This window comes from Nitrospirillum viridazoti CBAmc (genome assembly GCF_000730165.1).
Classification (GTDB): Bacteria; Pseudomonadota; Alphaproteobacteria; order Azospirillales; family Azospirillaceae; genus Nitrospirillum; species Nitrospirillum viridazoti.
In genome coordinates this window covers 709237-727985 of record NZ_CP022112.1, presented here as the reverse complement: position 1 = coordinate 727985, position 18749 = coordinate 709237, and the positions used below count along the sequence as shown (strand labels likewise).

Genomic DNA, 18749 nt, shown 5'->3' with positions numbered 1-18749 from the left:
TGCCCCTCCAACGCCCTTTGCCTCATCACGCCGGCCGATCAGTCCAACCTTCCACCAGAGCGGTCATAAATCATTGAAACCATGGACAACCGCGCCCCGGGAACCATCGCCCCGGGCCCTGTGAAGAACGCAGCCCGGGCTGTGCCGCGCAAGAATGACAAAGGAACTATGCCCATTGCCGGCGCCTCAATCACCGAGGGTATAGGCCCGCACATAGTCGCCGATCTTGGTGCCGAAGGAGCCGTGGCCGCCGTCCACGGTGACGATGTATTGCCGCCCGCCTTGCTCGTAGGACATGGGGGTGGACTGGCCCCCGGCGGGCAGCCGGTCCTGCCACAGCAGCCTGCCGTCCGTCACATCGAAGGCCCGGATGGCATAGTCCATGGTGGAGGTCAGAAACACCACGCCGCCCGCCGTCACCAGCGGGCCGCCCAGCATGGGCATCCCCAGTTTCAGCGGCACCGGCACGGGCGCCATGTCGCGGATGGTACCTACGCGGTGGCGCCAGACCACGGCGTTGGTGCGCAGGTCGATGGCCGCCAGCTCACCCCACGGCGGCTGCAGGCAGGGGATGCCCAGGGGCGACAGGAAAACACCCAGGTTGGCGCCGAAGGGCGTGCCGTACATGGGCTGCACGCCCAGTTCCGTTCCCGGCGGATGCTGGCCGTTGGGTGCCGCCGGGTTGTCCTTGCCGCGCGGCACCAGGCGTGAGACGAAGGGGATGGACATGGGGTTGGCGATGGCCACCTGCCGCCGCGGGTCGATGGCGATGCCGCCCCATTCGAACATGCCGAGGTCACCTGGGAAGACCAGCGTGCCCTGCACGGACGGCGGGGTGAACGGCCCGTCATAGCGCAGGCGCTTGAACAGAATGCGGCAGGCCAGTTGGTCGAACATCGTGCCGCCCCACATCTGGGCGCCGGTCAGCTTGTCCCGGGGGCGGAAGCTCAGTTGCGAGGCAGGCTGTGTCGGGGACAGCCGGTCGCCGGGGGCGGCCCCCTGGGGTACCGGCACCTCGGGCGCCGGCACGATCGGGTGCCCATCCCGGCGGTCCAGCACGAAGATGTTGCCGGTCTTGGCCGGGACATAGATCGCCGGCACAGGTCCGGCCGGCGTGGCCACGTCCACCAGGCTGGGCTGGGCCGGGACGTCCATATCCCAGACGTCATGGTGCACGTTCTGATACGACCAGCGCAGCTTGCCCGTGGCGATGTCCAACGCCACCAGGGCGCTGTCATAGCGTTCCTGCGCCGGCGTGCGGTTGCCGCCCCAGATGTCAGGGGAGGCCGAGCCCAGCGGCACATAGACCAGGCCCAGCCCCTCGTCCACCGCCGACACGATCCAGGAGTTGGGGCTGCCGGCGGTGAAATGATGGGTGGCCGACGGCATCTCGTTCGGGTCGGGGTTGCCGGCGTCGAAGGCCCAGAGCAACCGGCCGCTGTAGACATCGAAGCCCCGGATGACGCCGGACGGCACCTTGCCGGAGTAGTTGTCGATGACGGCGCCGCCCATGACCAGCACCCTGTCCGTCACGGCCGGCGGGGACGTGCCCTGATAAAAGCCCACCTGCTTCACCGCGCTGCCGCGCTTCAGGTCGATCTGGCCATGGTCGCCGAAGCCGTCGCAGGGCTTGCCGGTTTCCCCGTTCAGGGCGAACAGCCGGCCGTCATCGGTGGGCAGGTAAATGCGGGTGGGGCATTCGGCGGGGGCTGGCGCGCCATCCGCCGTCGTGGCCTCCGGCCGCGTGCGGTGGAAGGCCACGCCGCGGCAGGTCATGTGCTGGAAGCCCGGATTGCGCTGGACCTGCGGATCAAACTTCCAGCGCAACGCGCCCGTGGCGGCGTCCAGGGCGAAAACGATCTGGTGCGGAGAGCAGGTGTAAAGCAGGTCGCCCACCTTCAGGGGCGTCACCTCGGTGGTGATCTCGCCGGGGTCGTTTGGGCCCGGCAGGTCGCCGGTGCGGAATTGCCAGGCCAGCTTGAGGCGCCCGACGTTCCCAGGGGTGATCTGGGCCAAGTCGGAATAGCGGTCGCCCCTGCCGCTGCCGCCGTAGGCCGGCCAGTCGGCCACAGCCTGGTCGGGGGCGGGCGGCTCAAGCCCCATGGGCCGCACCGTTCCCTGGATGGCGTGCCGGTCGTGCGCCAGGGCGACGCCGACCACCACCACGGCCAGCACCAGCACGCCGCCCAGCACTAGCATCGGTCCCCTGCCCGCTCCACCACTGGCCGATGGTAGCAGCCCACGGGTGATGAAGGGCAGCATCAGCCAGACGCCGAGGGGGACCAACACGTCGCCGCGCGGGGCCAGGGCCCAGAAATCGAAGCCCACCTCCCACACCGCCCAGGCCATGGTGGCCAGCACCAAGGCGGCATACAGCCACAAGGCCGCCGCCCGGCGGCGCCACAGCAGGGCGGCGACCGCCAACAGGGTGACACCGGCGATGGCGTAGTACGGGCTGCCGCGCAGGAGGATCAGCCAGGCACCGCCGATCAGGAGATAAAGGCCGAACACCGCAATCAGCACCGCCGTCGCGACAGACAAGCGCCGGCCCCAGGCTGGGCTCATGGAGAGGACTTCCCGGCCTGGATCTTGGCGAAGTGCAGGGTCAGCCAGACGCCCGTCAGCAGCGCGCCCAGCGCCAGCACCGCGAAATCGAGCGTCAGCACCGCCATGACCGGGCGCACCGACCAAAGCAACAGGCCGGCGATGATGTTGGCGAAGCCCCACAGGAAGTTCACCAGGGGCGGGCTGTCGCCGGCGGCGGGCGGCTTGGCGAAGGGCGTGGGGAACGGCCGTCCGTGCAGGCCGGCAACCAGATGGGGAACGCCGTTGCACAGGAAGACCCCGGCGAAAAACAGGGCGATATAGTCCATGGCGGCCACAGCCTCCACTAGGGGCGACGTCCACCGGTGTGACTCCGGGGATCACGGCCCACAATCCGCCGCGACGGGAGAAGGTTCCGGAACGGCGGGCCGCCTGGGCCGCCGCCCTTACGGCTGGGTGCCCGACGCGGCCATCAGCGGACGCGCCTGGAAGACCGTCTTCAGGCAAATGCGGGTGGAGAAGGTCTTGACGCCCGGCAGGCGCGACAATTCTGTCCGCAGCAGTTGGTCCAGCGCCTCGACATCCCGCAGCGCCACCCGCAGGACGTAATCGAACGGCCCGGCGGTGGTATGGCATTCCAGCACAGCGGGGACCTGGGCGATGGCCTCCTCGAACGCCTGGTGGCGCCCCAGGTCGATGGCTACATCCACGAAGGCCAGCAGCGGCAGCCCCACGCGTGACCGGTCAAGCTCCGCCCGATATCCGGTGATCACGCCGCCGTCCTCCAGGGCCTGCACGCGGTTCCAGCACGGCGTCTTGGACAGGCCCACCGTCTCCGCAATCTGGGCGAAGGACGCGCGGCCGTTGGTTTCCAGGATAGTCAGCAGGCGCTGATCGATCGCATCCATAATCATTCTTCCATTCGTCGATTTGGCAGAACGATGTTCTTAACACTTCGCCAACACAAGCATCTTCGTAACAATGTTCCCCTTCGGGGGCGGTATGATCGGGGAAAGAAAACCTCAAGGAGACCTCGGGACATGCCCTTGGACCGTGCCGCCTGCGCAGCGCTGGATCGCGACGATCCGCTGGCCGAATTCCGTGACGCGTTCGAGATCGCCGACGGCGTCATCTACCTGGACGGGAATTCGCTAGGCGCCCTGCCCAAGGCCACGAGGCAGCGCCTGGCCGATGTGGTGGCGCGGGAATGGGGGGACGAACTCATCCGTGGCTGGAACACCGCCGGCTGGATCACCCTGCCCCAGCGCGTCGGCGCCGGCATCGCCTCCCTCATCGGCGCGGAAGCGGATGAGGTCATCGCGGCGGACTCCACCTCCGTCAATCTGTTCAAGCTGGCGACGGCCGCCCTGGCCCTGCGGCCCGGCCGCCGGGTGATCGTGACGGAGCCGGGCAACTTCCCCACCGATCTCTATATCCTGCAGGGCGTGCGCGACCTGCTGGGCGATCGGGTCGAGCTGCGGGTGGTGGAGCCTGACCGCATCGAGCAGGCCCTGGACGCGGACACGGCCCTGCTGCTGCTGACCCAGGTGCATTACAAGACGGGCCGCATTCATGACATGGCCCGGCTGACGGCCAAGGCCCATGCCGCCGGGGCATTGGCGCTGTGGGACCTGTCGCACAGCGCCGGCGCCATCGATGTCGACCTGAACGCGGCCGGCGCCGACCTGGCCGTCGGCTGCGGCTACAAATACCTGAACGGCGGCCCCGGGGCGCCGGCCTTCCTGTACGCGGCCCGGCGCCACCAGGCGCAGCTGCGCTCCCCCCTCTCCGGCTGGATGGGCCACGCGGCGCCCTTCGCCTTCGGCGATGACTATGCGCCGGCCCCCGGTATCGAGCGCATGCTCTGCGGCACGCCCCCCATCCTGGGCCTGGCCGCCCTGGAGATTGGCGTCGGCATCATGGCCCGCGCCGATCGCCACGCGGTGCGCGCCAAGTCCATGGCGCTGGGCGACCTGTTCATCCGGCTGGTGGAGGAATCCTGCCCGGGGCAGTTCATCCTGCATTCCCCCCGCGATGCGCAGGCCCGGGGCAGCCAGGTCAGCTTCGGCCATCCCGAAGGCTATGCCATCATGCAGGCGCTGATCGCCCGGGGGGTCATCGGCGACTTCCGCGCCCCGGATGTGATCCGCTTCGGCTTCGCCCCGCTCTATGTCCGCTATGTCGACGTTTATGACGCGGCGGCCCACCTGAAGGACATCATGGACAGCGGCACCTGGCAGGATGCCGCCTATCAGACCCGTGGAGCCGTGACGTGACCGAGATCGCCCGTCCCCATACCGCCGCCGTCGACCTGTCCGGCGAGGGACTGCACACCGCCCCGCCCATGAGCTACGGCAGCTACCTGGGGCTGGAGCAGCTGCTGGCCGCCCAGCATCCCCGGTCCGGCCAGCATGACGAACTGCTGTTCATCATCATCCACCAGGCGTCCGAGCTGTGGATGAAGCTGTCCCTGCATGAGCTGCGGGCGGCGTTGCGCCAGATCCAGGCGGATGACCTGGGGCCGGCCCTGAAGATGATCGCCCGCGTCAGCCGCATCCAGGCGCAGCTGATCCAGTCGTGGGAGGTGCTGTCCACCATGACGCCGGCGGACTACAGCCTGATCCGTCCCCACCTGGGGCAGAGCAGCGGCTTCCAGTCCTATCAGTATCGCCACCTGGAATTCCTGCTGGGCAACAAGAACGCCGGCATGATGACGGTGCACCAGGGCGAGCCGGCCATCTTCGCGGCATTGGAAGAGAGCCTGCACGCCCCCAGCCTGTATGATGAGGCCCTGCGCCTGCTGGCCCGGCGCGGCTTCGACATTCCGCGAGAGAAGCTGGAGCGTGATTTCGCCCAGCCCTACGAGCCGGACGCCCGGGTGCAGGCCGCCTGGCTGGTGGTCTACCAGGACCCGCATCGGCATTGGGAGCTGTACGATCTGGCGGAAAAGCTGGTGGATCTGGAATACCGTTTCCAGCAATGGCGCTTCAGCCACATGAAGACGGTGGAGCGCATCATCGGCTTCAAGCCCGGCACCGGCGGCACCGGCGGCGTCAGCTACTTGGTCAAGGCGCTGAGCCTCAGCTTCTTCCCCGAACTGCTTTCCGTGAGGACGGCGCTATGAGCCGCATCTGGGACATCACCCAGCCCATCCGCCCCGGCATCCCGGTGTGGCCCGGCGACACCGCCTATCAGGAGGAACGCGTGTGGGCCCTGGGGCCGGGGTGCCCGGTCAACGTCAGCCGGTTGACCCTGTCCACCCACACCGGGACGCACGCCGACGCCCCCCTGCACTATGACGCCGCCGGCCTGCCCATCGGCGCCGTCGACCTGGCGCCCTACCTGGGGCCCTGCCGTCTTATCCACGTGATGGATGGCGATGGGCCGGTCATGCCGGCGGAGGTGGCGGACCGCCTGGCCGGCGCGCCGCCGCGCATCCTGCTGCGCACCTATCAGCGCTTCCCGCACGACCGCTGGGTCAGCGACTTCCGTGCCCTGGATGCCGCCACCATGGACCTGATGGCCGCCCATGGCGTGCGCCTCATCGGGGTGGACGCCCCCTCCCTGGACCCGGAGACGTCCAAGGACCTGCTGGCCCACAACGCCGTGCGCCGCAACGGCATGGCCATCCTGGAAGGGCTGGTGCTGGATGACGTGCCGGCGGGGGATTACGAGCTGATCGCCCTGCCCCTCAACCTCAGCCAGGCGGATGCCGCCCCGGTGCGCGCCATCCTGCGCGAGCTACCGGCGGCGACCACGGCCTGACAGGGACGGCCATGCGCCCGGCGACTCATGGCCGCCCTCTCAAACCCCCATATGCGCCTGCCTCGGTAAAATCCGGCGGGCGCATATTTTCTTTATGGTCCCCATTCTCTTTATGGTCCCAGCGGCCGCTTAGCCAAACGGCGCCTACGGGGTAAGCGGTCGCAGGCGCGTTTGCGCCATGTCAAATTCCCCCTTCCGTTTGCGCCAGCGCAACTCTGCGCCGGCCATCCCCTGCTGCTGTGGTGCCTCTTGATCCACAGCAGGAGATGCCCCATGGGCTCCTTCAGTATTTGGCACTGGCTGATCGTGGCGGGAATCGCCCTGTTGCTGTTCGGCAACCGGCTACCCCGCATGCTGGGCGACCTGGGCGTCGGCATCCGCAATCTGAAAGCCGGTCTGGCGGAGGAAACGGATGCCACACCCGGCCGCCTGCCCCGGGACTGATTGCCATCAAGGCGCTCCAGGCTCCGCTCCCGCATCTTCCGCCCGTGTCCTACCAGAGTGACACCATGACCCACCATGCCCTGATCATCGCGCGCGATGGCACCCTGACCCTGCAAACCACCCCGGCCGTTCCCACCGATGGTGGGGTGCTGACCATCACCGATTGCCCCGCCGACTGGACCGCCGAAGACGTGCTGGCGCTGGCGCGGGATTGCCGCCTGGCCGCCCACGCAGCCAGCCTGGCCTTCGATCGCCTTCTGGCCCGCCACCGCGGGTCCTGCTGTGGCGGCCACTGCGGCTGACCGACCTATTCATTGCCTTGCAACCAAGCCCTTCCGACCGGGCCCTTCCAACCAGGGAAAAGCGCCATGCCCCTGCTGTCCCAAGAACCGGCGGCTACCATCGCCTCTGTGGATGACTTACTCGCCATCGCCCTGGCCATGGAGGAAGAGGCTATCCGGCGTTATCTGACGCTGGCGGAGCGGCAGCGGGGCGCCCCTGACCTTGCTGCCCTGTTCCAGGGGCTGGCCGATGAGGAGGGTCGCCACGTCGCGGCCGTCCTGCGCAGCGCCGACAGTCTGCTGGGGCACGCGCCGGTCGCCGCTCCCGTCCAGTGGCACCTGCCGCCGGACATCGCCCGCTCCTGGGAAGAGGTGGAGGCCAGCGTCCGCCTCAGCCCCTACAAGGCCCTGTCCATCGCCGTGCTGAATGAGGAACGGGCCTTCGCCTTCTATGCTTATGTCGCGGCCCATGCCGCCACCCCGGCGGTGGCCAGCCAAGCTGAAGCGCTGGCGCGGGAGGAGTTGCGCCACGCCGCGCAGTTGCGCCGGGCGCGCCGCCACGCCTACCACCAGGAACGGGGCACGTTCATCCCCCTGCCCACAGCCGACGACGCGGCTGAACTCCGAGCCCTGGCCGACATGGTGGAGGCGGAGCTGGCGGCGGCCGCCAGTGCCCAAAAGGCGGCGGCGGCTGAGCGTGCCGTGGACATTTATTCCCTGGCGCTGGATCGGATGGCGGACGAGGAAGGCGTCGCATTGGCGCAAACCCTGCTGAAAACCGCCATCGAACGGTTGGTGTCCCTGGGCAACCATTCCCCGTCCGGCGCTGAATAACATTCATTTTCTCTGCTTCTTTTTGATACAGCGCAAAGCTACGCCTGTCCCACCCCGGTAAAGCTTTTCCGTAGCCGGAGCCGTATTGGTTCCACCGCCCGCGAAGAGCCGCCTTTAACGACATGCCATCTCCCGCTCCTCCCAATCGGCCTCGGCCGATCGCGCCCCCGCTTGCCCGCGTGGTCCCTGGCTTCCCGCCCGGACGCCCGCGGCGGCGGGGGGCGCTGCCCCCTCTTCTTGCCGTGCTGCTGGCTTGCCTGATGCTGGTGGTGGGTGGGGTGGGGCATGCGGCGCCGTCGCCCACCACCAGCCACCTGACGGACTATCTGGGCCAAGCCGACGCCGCCGCGTTGGTGCCCGGCGCCGATCATTTCGGCCCGGCACAGGGCGCGCCACCGGTGGTTCCGGCAATGGCTGGTGGCACGGTGGTGGGCTACGTCTACCTGAACAGCGACGTGGTCAACGCCGCCGGTTATTCCGGCCGCCCCATTTCCATCCTCATCGGCATCGACGCCAACGCCCGCATCACCGGCGCCAAGCTGGTGGACCATCATGAGCCCATCGTGCTGGTCGGCATTCCCGTGGCCAAGATCGATCATTTCATCCAGGGATATGTCGGCCGCACGGTGGCGGAGATGATGGCCGATACCGGGGGCAAGCCGCCGGTGGACATCGTCTCCGGCGCCACCGTGACCGTCATGGTCATCGGCGACACCATCACCCGCTCCGCCATCAAGGTGGCGCGCACTCTGGGCCTGGGCGGGCTGGGTAAAGAGGACGACGCCACGGCCATGTCGGCCCGGCCCGTGGTCAACGCCGGCCTGACGGGCACCGCCGATTGGACCACCCTGCTGGGCGACGGGTCCATCCGCCGCCTGCTGCTGCCGGTGGGTCAGGTCAACGAGGCCTTTCGCCAGGCCGGCGGCCCCGGTGCCGCCGCCCGGCCGGAACCCGGCCCCGACGACGACACCTTCATCGATTTGTACGCCACCGTCGCCACCCTGCCGGTGGTGGGGCGCAGCCTGCTGGGCGAGGACGGGTACCAGCGCCTGACCAGCACCCTGAAGCCGGGGCAGCAGGCCGTCATCGTCGCCGGTATCGGGCGCTACTCCTTCAAGGGCTCCGGCTATGTGCGCGGCGGCATCTTCGACCGGATCGAGCTGATCCAGGGCGAGAACACCATCCGCTTCCACGACCGCAACCACACCCGCCTGGGCGCCCTGGCTGGCGACGCGCCTGATTTTCCCGATATCGGCCTGTTCACCATTCCCGACGGCAGCACCTTCGACGCCGCCCAGCCCTGGCGCCTGCGCCTGCTGGTCCAGCGCCAGGTGGCTAGCCTGGACAAGGCCTTCATCACCTTCGACCTGGATTACACCCCGCCGCAGAAATACCTGAGCGTGCCGGCGCCCACGACGGTCGCGCCCGCCGCGACGGCGACGGAAATGCCCGCCGCCGGCGGCCAGCTGTGGCGCCGCATGTGGGCGGGCGACCGGTTGGACTTGGTGCTGCTGGCCCTGCTGCTGGCCGTGGTCACCGGCATCTTCTTCTTCCAGCACGAACTGGTGCGCCGGCCCGTCCTGTATGACCGCGTGCGCCTGGGTGTGCTGGCGGCCTCCCTCTTTTGGCTGGGCTGGTGGAAGCACGCGCAATTGTCCGTGGTCAACATCCTGACCTTCTTCAATGCGTTGCGCACCGACTTCAGCTGGGACTACTTCCTGATGGAACCGCTGCTGTTCGTGCTGTGGTTCGCCGTGGCCGCGTCCCTGCTGTTCTGGGGCCGCGGCGCCTTCTGCGGCTGGCTATGCCCCTTCGGCGCCCTGCAGGAGCTGACCAACCGCCTGGCGAAGCGCTTCAAGGTCAAGCAGATCAAGGTGCCGTTCAGCGTCCACCAGCGCCTGTGGCCCATCAAGTACGTGATCTTCCTGGTCCTGTTCGGCCTGTCGCTGAACGAACTGGCCATGGCGGAAAAGGCGGCGGAGGTAGAGCCGTTCAAGACGGCCATCGTGCTGATCTTCTGGCGGTCCTGGCCCTTCGTGGTCTTCGCCGTGGCGCTGCTGCTGGCCAATTTGTTCATCGAGCGCTTCTTCTGCCGCTACCTGTGTCCGCTGGGGGCGGCGCTGGCCATCCCCGCACGGCTGCGCATGTTCGATTGGCTGCGCCGTTATCGCGAATGCGGCAACCCCTGCCAGCGCTGCAGCAATGAATGCCCGGTACAGGCCATCCATCCCGAGGGGCACATCAATCCCAACGAATGCATCCAGTGCCTGCACTGCCAGCTGCTGTACCACCACGACCAGAAATGCCCGGTGATGATCCAGCGCCGCCTGAAGCGTGAGCGCCAAGCCGGCATGGCCACCCCCGGCCCCCTTCCCCCCGCCCCGCCCCAAGCCCCGCCGCAAGCGACACTCAAGAGCGGCACGCCGGCGGAGTGACCTTTCCACCCTGATTTCCAGATCACCCAACAGAGAAGACGCGAGATGTCGAACGAAGATCTGAACACTGTCCCGGTCGCCGCCAACAGCAATGGCGAGGCATCGCCGGGCCTCAGCCGCCGTGGGCTGATCGGTGGATCGGCCAAGGCGGCGCTGGCCGCCGCGGCGGTGGGTGCTGTAGGCACCGGCGGCGCCCTGGTGGGCGCCGGCACCGGCCAGGCCGCCCCCGCCGCCGCGTCCAAGAACAAGGTCGAGGTGAAGCCCGGCGACCTGGACGACTATTACGTCTTCGCCTCTGGCGGCCAGTCGGGCGAGATCCGGATCCTGGGCATGCCGTCGATGCGCGAACTGATGCGCATCCCGGTCTTCAACCGCTGCTCTGCCACCGGTTGGGGCCTGACCAACGAGTCCAAGAAAGTCCTGACCGAGGGCCTGCTGCCGGAAACCAAAAAGTTCCTGGCCAACCGGGGCGGCCTCTACCAGAACGGCGACGCGCATCACCCGCACATGTCGTTCACCAACGGCACCTACGACGGCCGCTACATCTTCATCAACGACAAGGCCAACACCCGCGTCGCCCGCATCCGCTGCGACATCATGAAGTGCGACAAGATCATCGAGATCCCCAACGCGCACGACATCCACGGCCTGCGCCCGCAGAAATACCCGCGCACCGGCTATGTCTTCGCCAACAGCGAACACCGCGCCCCGCTGGTGAACGACGGCAGCGTGCTGGATGAGCCCAAGAAGTACGGTTGCGTCTTCACCGCCATCGACGGCGACGCCATGAAGGTGTCCTGGCAGGTGCTGGTGGACGGCAACCTGGACAATTGCGACGCCGACTATCAGGGCAAGTACGCCTTCTCCACCTGCTACAACTCCGAGGAAGGCACGACGCTGGCCGACATGACCGCCAGCACCGAGGATTGGGCCGTCGTCTTCGACATCAAGCGCATCGAAGAGGCGGTGAAGAAGGGCGACTGCAAGGTCATCAACGGCGTGCCGGTGGTCGACGGCCGCCACGGCTCGCGCTACACCCGCTACATCCCCGTGCCCAACAACCCGCACGGCTGCAACGTGGCGCCGGACGGTATCCACGTCGTCTTCAACGGCAAACTGTCGCCCACCGTCACCGTCATCGACGTGCGCAAGCTGGACGATCTGTTCGCCGACAAGATCAAGCCGCGCGACGTGGTGGTGGCGGAACCGCAGGTGGGCCTGGGGCCCCTGCACACCGCCTTCGACGGCCGGGGCAACGCCTACACCACCGTGTTCCTGGACAGCCAGCTGGTGAAGTGGGACCTGGAGAAGGCCAAGCGCGCCTTCAAAGGGGAGAAGGTCGACCCCATCATCCAGAAGCTGGATGTGCAGTACCAGCCGGGCCACAACCACTCCTCCATGGGCGAGACCAAGGAGGCGGACGGCAAATGGCTGATGTCGCTGAACAAGTTCTCCAAGGACCGCTTCCTGAACGTCGGCCCGCTGAAGCCGGAAAACGACCAGTTGATCGATATCTCCGGCGACAAGATGGCGGTGGTGCATGACGGCCCCAGCTTTGCCGAGCCGCATGACGCCATGATCGTCCACCGGTCCAAGGTGAACCCCATCAGCGTCTACAAGCGCGACGACCCGATGTGGGAAGAGGCGCGGCAGTGGGCCAAGAAGGATGGGGTGGAGTTGGAGTCCGCCGCGAACGTCATTCGCGACGGCAAGAAGGTCCGCGTCTACATGTATTCCGTGGCGCCGGCCTACAGCCTGGAAAAGTTCGAAGTGAACCAGGGTGACGAGGTCACCGTCTTCATCACCAACATGGACGATGTCGACGACCTGACCCACGGTTTCACCCTGTCGGGCCACGGCATCGCCATGGAGATCGGGCCGCAGGCGACGGCCTCCGTCACCTTCACCGCCGACCGGCCGGGCGTGCACTGGTACTACTGCCAGTGGTTCTGCCATGCCCTGCACATGGAAATGGTGGGCCGCATGCTGGTCCATCCGGCCAAGGCCTGACCGCCATGCGCGCAGCCGCCACCGTCATACTGGTCCTGCTGCTGGCCTGCCCGTGGGCCCCGATCGCACACGCCGATGTGCGCGAGGTGTCCGCCGGCGGGAACGGGCTGGCCCGCGCGGTGGCGGCCGCCGCCCCGGGGGATGTCCTGCGCCTGGCGCCGGGCATCCACCAGGGTGGTGTCACCATCGACAAGCCGCTGACCCTGGAAGGACCGCCCGGCCATGCCGCCACCGTGGACGCCGGCGGCACGGGCAGCGCCCTGATCGTAGCGGCGCCGGAGGTGACGGTGCGCGGCCTAACCCTGACGGGATCGGGCGTCGAACAGCACACCATGGACGCCGGCGTGCTGCTGCAACCCACAGCCACGGGCGCACGCATCATCGACAACCGGCTGACCGGCAACCTCTACGGCGTCTATGTCCAGGGTCCCCATGACGCCACGGTGGAGGGCAATGACATCACCGGCCGCACCGATCTGCCCATGAGCCAGCGCGGCAACGGTATTACCGTGTGGAACGCCCCCGGTGCCCGCATCGTGCAGAACCGCATCACCGGCGGCCGTGACGGCATCTTCGCCAACGCCAGCCGCCAGGACCTGTTCCAGGGCAACCGCATGGCCGGCGTCCGCTTCGCCATCCACTACATGTACACCAACGACAGTCGCATCCTGGACAACGTGTCGGTGGGCAACGACATCGGTTTCGCCCTCATGTTCTCCGACCGTCTGGAGGTGCGGAACAACCAGTCCATGGGCGACAATGACTACGGCCTGCTGCTGAACTACGCCAACGCCTCCACCGTCATCGGCAACCGGGTGACGGGGCGCTTCCTGCGGCCGCAGTCAGGCCGCCCGTCAGGGGGCGACGCCGGCGACGGCGCCATGATGCCCCGGGTGACGGGAAGCGAGGGGGGCTTCCGCGCCGGCACCGCCAAGTGCGTCTTCGTCTACAACGCCAACAAGAACCGCATCGCCGACAACCGCTTCGACGGCTGCGACATCGGCATCCACTTCACCGCCGGGGCGGAGCGCAACACCCTGACCGGCAACGCCTTCATCGGCAACCGCACTCAGGTCATGTATGTCGGCACCCGCTCGCTGAATTGGTCCGACCATGGCCGGGGCAATTACTGGAGCGACAACCCCGCCTTCGACCTGAACGGCGACGGCATCGCCGATGAGGCCTATCGCCCGAACGACCTGGTCGACCGCGTCGTCTGGCGCTTCCCCGCCGCCAAACTGCTGCTGAACAGCCCGGCCATCCAGGTCATCCGCTGGGCCCAGGCCCAGTTCCCGGCATTGCATCCCGGCGGGGTGGTCGACAGCGCACCCCTGATGAAGCCGCCCCCCGCCATCGCGAGTGCCCAGCCATGAGCGCCCACCCCATGAACGCTTTCCCCACCAACGCCTCCGTCCTCATCGACCAGGTCACGAAGATCTACGGCGCCCGCGCCGCCTTGACCGAGGTCAACCTGCACCTGGACCCGGGCCAGTGCGTGGCCCTGGTGGGCCACAACGGCGCCGGTAAGAGCACGCTGATCAAACTGATGCTGGGCCTGATCCGGCCCACCCACGGACAGGTGCGCCTGCTGGGCGAGGATCCGGCCGGGGCGCATGCCGCCCGCCTGCGCCGGGCCGTGGGCTACCTGCCGGAAAACCTGGCCTTCCACCCCTCCCTCACCGGACAAGAGACGCTGGATTTCTACGCCCGGCTGAAGAACGTGGCGCGCGCCGGCAACACCGACCTGCTGGCCCGCGTCGGGCTGGAGGCGGAGGCGGCGCGGCGCCGCGTCGGCACCTATTCCAAGGGCATGCGCCAGCGCCTGGGCCTGGCCCAAGCACTGCTGGGGCAGCCCAAGGTGCTGTTCCTGGATGAGCCGACCACCGGCCTGGATCCGGCCCTGCGCCAGGTGTTCTACGAGATCGTGCAGGAGCTGCGCGCCGCCGGTGTGACCGTCCTGTTGTCCTCGCACGCGCTGACGGAGCTGGAGGGCCAGACCGACCGCATCATCGTGATGAACCGGGGCGTCAAGATCGCCGACGGCACCCTGGCCGATCTGCGCCACCTGGCCGATCTGCCGGTGCGCATCCAGGCCACGGGGGCCCCGGCGGGCGCGGTGGCGGATGCCCTCGGGACGCTGGGCCAGGTTTCAACCAACGGCCACGCGGTGGAATGCCGGTGCGCCGGCGGCGACAAGGTGGCCGTGCTGCGCCGCCTGACCAACCTGCCCCTGGCTGACATCGCCGTGATGGAACCCAGCCTGGACGAACTTTACGCCCATTTCCTGCGACGGGAGCAGGCCGCATGAGCATCCCCCTGATTCTCGCCGGCAAGGAAATCCGCGACGGCCTGCGCAACCGCTGGGTTGTCGCCGCCACCTTGCTGATGGCCACTTTGGCGCTCAGCCTCACCTTCCTGGGCAGCGTGCCCACCGGCACCGTGGGCGTGGGCGCCCTGGACGTGGTGGTGGTCAGCCTGTCCAGCCTGACCATCTTCCTGGTGCCGTTGATCGCCCTGCTGCTGTCCTTCGATGCCATCGTGGGTGAGGTCGACCGCGGCACCATGAGCCTGCTGCTCTCCTACCCCGTGTCGCGGGGCCAGGTGGTGCTGGGCAAGTTCCTGGGCCACCTCGCCTCGCTGGCCTTCGCCACCCTGGTGGGCTATGGCGCGGCCGGGGCTGCCCTGGTGGCCACCGGGGCCGACACGGGGCCGGAGGGCTGGCGCGCCTTCGCCGGGCTGATCGGGTCCAGCATCCTGCTGGGCGCCGTGTTCATCGCGCTGGGCTATCTGATCAGCGCCCTGGTGCGTGACCGGGGTGCTGCCGGCGGCATCGCCATCGGCCTGTGGCTGGTGTTCGTGCTGGTGTTCGACATGGCCCTGCTGGGCGTCCTGGTGGCGGACCAGGGCAAGACCGTCACCGTGGGCCTGTTGAACTGGCTGATGCTGGCCAACCCGGCCGACGCCTTCCGCCTGTTCAACCTGACGGGCACCGCCCAGGTCAGCCAATTCGCCGGCATGGCCGGCATCGCCGGCCAGATCCACCTGGGCCCCGTCACCCTTCTCGCCGTTTTGGCCGGCTGGACCGCCCTACCCCTAGGCGCCGCCGCCCTCATCTTTTCCCGGAGGCAAATCTGATGCGCGCCCCCTACCTGATCGCCGTGCTGGCCATCCTGGCCGTCGCCAGCTGCAAACCCAAGGCGGAGGTCGCGGCCATCCCCGCACCGCACAGCCTGACCGACGCCGACCTCGCCCATTTCTGCAACATGGCGGTGACGGAACACAGCGGCCCCAAAGGTCAGGTCCTGCTGAAGGGCGATCCCATGCCGGTGTGGTTCGCCTCCGTCCGCGACACGGTGGCCTATACCCTGCTGCCGGAGGAGCCCAAGGACATCGCCGCCATCTACGTGACGGCGATGGAGCTGATGAGCGACGACCAGCACCATCCGCCGGCCGCCAGCTGGATCGACGCCCGCACAGCTTTCTACGTGGTGGGCAGCGCCGAGCAGGGCGCCATGGGCAGTGATGAGCTGTTTCCCTTCGGCAGCGAAGCGGCGGCGCGGGCCTTCGCGGCGGCGCACAACGGCACCGTCGTGCGCTATGCCGACATCCCCAAGGACAAGGTGTTCAACGAGAGCGACCGGAGTGGTGCGTCATGAGCATACCCACCCGCCGCCGCGTCCTGACCATCCTGGCCGCCACCGCTGGCCTGCCCCTGCTGGGCCTGCGCGGCACGCTGGCGGCCGAGACGCCATTCCCCCTGCGCCGCTGGTCCGGCGTGGCGCTGGGCGCTGATGCCCAGCTGGTCATCAACCATCCCGACCCGGCCGAGGCCGATGCCCTGATCCAGGCCAGCCTGGCGGAGGTGGCGCGGCTGGAGGGCATGTTCAGCCTGTATCGGCCGGACAGCCTGCTGAACCGACTGAACCGCGACGGCGTGCTGGCCGACCCGCCGTCCGACCTGGTGGCCCTGCTGGCGGAGGCGCTGTCCATCGCCCGGCTGACCCATGGCGCCTTCGACCCCACGGTGCAGCCGCTATGGACGCTATACGCCGATCATTTCGGCAAGCCCGGCGCCGAACCGGCCGGCCCGCCGATGGCGGCCTTGCGCCGTGCCCTGGCCTCTGTCGGGCATGCCCATGTGTCGGTAACGGCGGACCGGGTGGCCTTGAACCGCCCCGGCATGGCGCTGACCTTGAACGGCATCGCCCAGGGTTACGTCACCGACCGGGTGGTGGCCCTGCTGAAGGCGCGGGGTGTCGCCCACACCCTGGTGGACATGGGGGAGATACGGGCGGTGGGCCACCACCCCGCCGGCCGGCCCTGGGCCGCTGGGATCAAAGTACCAGGCGAAGATGAGCGCACCTTGCTGACCCTGCCCCTGGTGGACCAGGCCCTGTCCACTTCCGGCGCCTACGGCACGCTGTTCGAGCCCACGGGCCGCTGCAACCACCTGTTCGACCCGGCCACGGGGACGTGCAGCGACCCCAGCATGAGCATCAGCGTGCGCGCCCCCACGGCCACCCTGGCCGACGCCCTGTCCACCGCCTTCAGCATCATGCCGCCGGAAGGTGTCAAACGGCTGCTGGCGCAGTTGCCGGACTGCCAGGCCTGGCGCGCGCACGCCAACGGCGCCACCGCCGCGCTGGCATGATCAGCTGTGCAGGCCGGGCGCCTCCTGCCCGGTGCTGGCCACGTATTCGGTGTAGCCGCCGCCGTACTGGTGGATGCCTTCCGGCGTCAGTTCCAGCACGCGGTTGGACAGCGTGGCCAGGAAGTGGCGATCGTGCGACACGAACAGCATGGTGCCCTCGTACGCCGCCAGGGCGGTGATCAGCATCTGCTTCGTGTCGAGGTCCAGATGGTTGGTCGGCTCGTCCAGCACCAGGAAGTTGGGCGGGTTGTACAGCATCATGGCCATCACCAGCCGGGCCTTCTCCCCGCCCGACAGGACGCGGCAGCGCTTTTCCACGTCGTCGCCGGAGAAACCGAAGCAGCCGGCCAGCGCCCGCAGCGAGCCCTGGCCCGCCTGGGGGAACTTGGCCTCCAGGGCCTCGAACACCGTCTGCTCGCCATCCAGCAGCTCCATGGCGTGCTGGGAGAAATAGCCCATCTTGACGCTGCCGCCAACCGTGACGGTTCCGGAGTCCGGCTGGTCCGCGCCGGCGATCAGCTTCAGCAGGGTGGACTTGCCCGCGCCGTTGACGCCCATGACGCACCAGCGCTCCTTGCGGCGGATGGTGAGGTCAAAGCCCTTGTAGATGGTGCGGCTGCCATAACCCTTGTGCACGTTCTTCAGCACCGCCACGTCATCGCCCGAGCGCGGCGCTGGCGGAAATTCGAACGTCACGATCTGGCGGCGCTTGGGCGGCTCGATCCGCTCGATCTTGTCCAGCTTCTTGACCCGGCTCTGCACCTGGCTGGCGTGCGAGGCGCGGGCCTTGAAGCGCTCGATGAACTTCAGCTCCTTGGCCAGCATGGCCTGCTGGCGCTCGAACTGCGCCTGCTGCTGCCGCTCGTTCAGCGCCCGCTGCTGCTCATAGAACACATAATCGCCGGAGTAGCTGGTCAGCGACCCGCCGTCGATCTCGATGATCTTGGTGACGATGCGGTTCATGAATTCGCGGTCGTGCGAGGTCATCAGCAGGGCGCCGTCGTAGCCCTTCAGGAAGCCTTCCAGCCAAATCAGGCTTTCCAGATCCAGGTGGTTGCTGGGTTCATCCAGCAGCATGGCGTCGGGCTTCATCAGCAGGATGCGGGCCAGGGCCACGCGCATCTTCCAGCCGCCGGACAGCATGCCGACATCCTTGTCCATCATCTCCTGGCTGAAGCTGAGGCCGGCCAGCACCTCGCGCGCCCGTCCCTCCAGCTCATACCCGCCCAGCTCGTCGAAGCGCGCCTGCACTTCGCCATAGCGCTCGATGATCTCATCCATGCGGTCGGCCTGGTCGGGGTCGGCCATGGCGGTCTCCAGGATGGCCATTTCCTTGGCCACCTCGCTGACCGGGCCGGCGCCGTCCATGACCTCCGCCACCGCGCTGCGGCCGGACATCTCGCCCACGTCCTGGTTGAAGTAGCCTATGGTGATCTGCTTCTCCACCGACACCTGGCCGGTGTCCGGCAGTTCCTCACCGGTGATCATGCGGAACAGGGTGGTCTTGCCGGCGCCGTTGGGGCCGACCAGCCCCACCTTCTCACCCCGGTTCAAGGCCGCGGACGTCTCCATGAACAGGATGCGGTGGCCGTTGTGCTTGCTGATGTTTTCGAGGCGGATCATGGGGACCAGGTTCCAAAGGCGGGGTTGGCCCCCTTATGCCACAGGATGCGCGACGCGATAGTGTCCGGATCGGCATACCGGTCCAGCGATGGGACTGCGCCCGGCACATCCTGGCCCCGAAAATTTTTCCCATTGCCCATAACGGATTTTTGGCGCCCGTTC

The 18749-nt window shown here is 68.0% G+C and carries 17 protein-coding genes; 13 read left to right on the top strand and 4 right to left on the bottom strand.

What is annotated here, in order from left to right:
- Positions 1–186: 186 nt before the first annotated feature.
- From Y958_RS25005 to Y958_RS24995, 3 genes are all read right to left on the bottom strand, one after another.
- Positions 187–2565, bottom strand: a complete 2379-nt coding sequence (locus Y958_RS25005; RefSeq protein WP_088874624.1) for a membrane-bound PQQ-dependent dehydrogenase, glucose/quinate/shikimate family — start codon at positions 2563–2565, stop codon at positions 187–189.
- Positions 2562–2873 (bottom strand): hypothetical protein, encoded by a 312-nt coding sequence (locus tag Y958_RS25000; RefSeq protein WP_088875225.1) that lies wholly within the window; start codon positions 2871–2873, stop codon positions 2562–2564. Before Y958_RS25000 ends, Y958_RS25005 begins: the two co-directional genes overlap by 4 nt.
- Positions 2874–2990: 117 nt before the next feature.
- Positions 2991–3452, bottom strand: a complete 462-nt coding sequence (locus Y958_RS24995) for an Lrp/AsnC family transcriptional regulator (protein ID WP_088874623.1) — start codon at positions 3450–3452, stop codon at positions 2991–2993.
- A 132-nt stretch (positions 3453–3584) separates the two neighbouring features.
- Between Y958_RS24995 and kynU the strand changes: the two genes are divergently transcribed.
- The 13 genes from kynU (at position 3585) to Y958_RS24930 (ending at position 16964) form a co-directional block, all read left to right on the top strand.
- Positions 3585–4820 (top strand): kynureninase, encoded by a 1236-nt coding sequence (gene kynU / locus Y958_RS24990; RefSeq protein WP_088874622.1) that lies wholly within the window; start codon positions 3585–3587, stop codon positions 4818–4820.
- Complete coding sequence (kynA, locus tag Y958_RS24985; protein WP_244909686.1) at positions 4817–5668, top strand: tryptophan 2,3-dioxygenase; 852 nt, start codon at positions 4817–4819, stop codon at positions 5666–5668. The genes kynU and kynA overlap by 4 nt, the downstream gene beginning before the upstream one ends.
- Entirely contained in the window at positions 5665–6309 is a 645-nt protein-coding gene (gene kynB, locus Y958_RS24980) for an arylformamidase (RefSeq protein WP_088874621.1), read from the top strand. Before kynA ends, kynB begins: the two co-directional genes overlap by 4 nt.
- A gap of 273 nt (positions 6310–6582) precedes the next feature.
- The gene (locus tag Y958_RS24975) at positions 6583–6753 is read left to right on the top strand and encodes a twin-arginine translocase TatA/TatE family subunit (RefSeq protein WP_004274227.1); all 171 of its coding nucleotides are present in this window, start codon (positions 6583–6585) and stop codon (positions 6751–6753) included.
- Between the two features lie 65 nt (positions 6754–6818).
- The gene (locus Y958_RS24970) at positions 6819–7055 is read left to right on the top strand and encodes a hypothetical protein (protein WP_145727622.1); all 237 of its coding nucleotides are present in this window, start codon (positions 6819–6821) and stop codon (positions 7053–7055) included.
- 66 nt (positions 7056–7121) lie between these two features.
- Entirely contained in the window at positions 7122–7868 is a 747-nt protein-coding gene (locus tag Y958_RS24965; protein ID WP_088874619.1) for a ferritin family protein, read from the top strand.
- Positions 7869–8128: 260 nt separating this feature from the next.
- Positions 8129–10303 carry a NosR/NirI family protein gene (locus Y958_RS24960; protein ID WP_088874618.1) on the top strand — a complete coding sequence of 725 codons (2175 nt, stop codon included), beginning with the start codon at positions 8129–8131 and terminating at the stop codon, positions 10301–10303.
- Positions 10304–10348: 45 nt separating this feature from the next.
- Entirely contained in the window at positions 10349–12313 is a 1965-nt protein-coding gene (nosZ, locus tag Y958_RS24955; protein ID WP_088874617.1) for a TAT-dependent nitrous-oxide reductase, read from the top strand.
- A gap of 5 nt (positions 12314–12318) precedes the next feature.
- Positions 12319–13686, top strand: a complete 1368-nt coding sequence (locus tag Y958_RS24950; RefSeq protein ID WP_088874616.1) for a nitrous oxide reductase family maturation protein NosD — start codon at positions 12319–12321, stop codon at positions 13684–13686.
- 11 nt (positions 13687–13697) lie between these two features.
- Positions 13698–14621 (top strand): ABC transporter ATP-binding protein, encoded by a 924-nt coding sequence (locus Y958_RS24945; RefSeq protein WP_088875223.1) that lies wholly within the window; start codon positions 13698–13700, stop codon positions 14619–14621.
- Complete coding sequence (locus tag Y958_RS24940; RefSeq protein ID WP_088874615.1) at positions 14618–15448, top strand: ABC transporter permease; 831 nt, start codon at positions 14618–14620, stop codon at positions 15446–15448. The genes Y958_RS24945 and Y958_RS24940 overlap by 4 nt, the downstream gene beginning before the upstream one ends.
- On the top strand, positions 15448–15969 hold the full coding sequence (locus tag Y958_RS24935; RefSeq protein WP_088874614.1) for a nitrous oxide reductase accessory protein NosL: 522 nt from the start codon (positions 15448–15450) through the stop codon (positions 15967–15969). Before Y958_RS24940 ends, Y958_RS24935 begins: the two co-directional genes overlap by 1 nt.
- Entirely contained in the window at positions 15966–16964 is a 999-nt protein-coding gene (locus Y958_RS24930; RefSeq protein WP_088874613.1) for an FAD:protein FMN transferase, read from the top strand. Before Y958_RS24935 ends, Y958_RS24930 begins: the two co-directional genes overlap by 4 nt.
- On the opposite strand, the gene Y958_RS24925 is transcribed toward Y958_RS24930, so the two are convergent.
- Positions 16965–18587, bottom strand: coding sequence for an ABC-F family ATP-binding cassette domain-containing protein (locus tag Y958_RS24925; RefSeq protein ID WP_088874612.1), 1623 nt, complete (start codon positions 18585–18587; stop codon positions 16965–16967).
- Between the last annotated feature and the right edge of the window lie 162 nt (positions 18588–18749).

Coding starts and splice junctions, on each gene's coding strand:
- Y958_RS25005 (WP_088874624.1), bottom strand. CDS start 2,565: ATGAGCCCAGCCTGGGGCCGGCGCTTGTCTGTCGCGACGGCGGTGCTG.
- Y958_RS25000 (WP_088875225.1), bottom strand. CDS start 2,873: ATGGACTATATCGCCCTGTTTTTCGCCGGGGTCTTCCTGTGCAACGGC.
- Y958_RS24995 (WP_088874623.1), bottom strand. CDS start 3,452: ATGGATGCGATCGATCAGCGCCTGCTGACTATCCTGGAAACCAACGGC.
- kynU (WP_088874622.1), top strand. CDS start 3,585: ATGCCCTTGGACCGTGCCGCCTGCGCAGCGCTGGATCGCGACGATCCG.
- kynB (WP_088874621.1), top strand. CDS start 5,665: ATGAGCCGCATCTGGGACATCACCCAGCCCATCCGCCCCGGCATCCCG.
- Y958_RS24975 (WP_004274227.1), top strand. CDS start 6,583: ATGGGCTCCTTCAGTATTTGGCACTGGCTGATCGTGGCGGGAATCGCC.
- Y958_RS24970 (WP_145727622.1), top strand. CDS start 6,819: ATGACCCACCATGCCCTGATCATCGCGCGCGATGGCACCCTGACCCTG.
- Y958_RS24965 (WP_088874619.1), top strand. CDS start 7,122: ATGCCCCTGCTGTCCCAAGAACCGGCGGCTACCATCGCCTCTGTGGAT.
- Y958_RS24960 (WP_088874618.1), top strand. CDS start 8,129: ATGCTGGTGGTGGGTGGGGTGGGGCATGCGGCGCCGTCGCCCACCACC.
- nosZ (WP_088874617.1), top strand. CDS start 10,349: ATGTCGAACGAAGATCTGAACACTGTCCCGGTCGCCGCCAACAGCAAT.
- Y958_RS24950 (WP_088874616.1), top strand. CDS start 12,319: ATGCGCGCAGCCGCCACCGTCATACTGGTCCTGCTGCTGGCCTGCCCG.
- Y958_RS24945 (WP_088875223.1), top strand. CDS start 13,698: ATGAACGCTTTCCCCACCAACGCCTCCGTCCTCATCGACCAGGTCACG.
- Y958_RS24940 (WP_088874615.1), top strand. CDS start 14,618: ATGAGCATCCCCCTGATTCTCGCCGGCAAGGAAATCCGCGACGGCCTG.
- Y958_RS24935 (WP_088874614.1), top strand. CDS start 15,448: ATGCGCGCCCCCTACCTGATCGCCGTGCTGGCCATCCTGGCCGTCGCC.
- Y958_RS24930 (WP_088874613.1), top strand. CDS start 15,966: ATGAGCATACCCACCCGCCGCCGCGTCCTGACCATCCTGGCCGCCACC.
- Y958_RS24925 (WP_088874612.1), bottom strand. CDS start 18,587: ATGATCCGCCTCGAAAACATCAGCAAGCACAACGGCCACCGCATCCTG.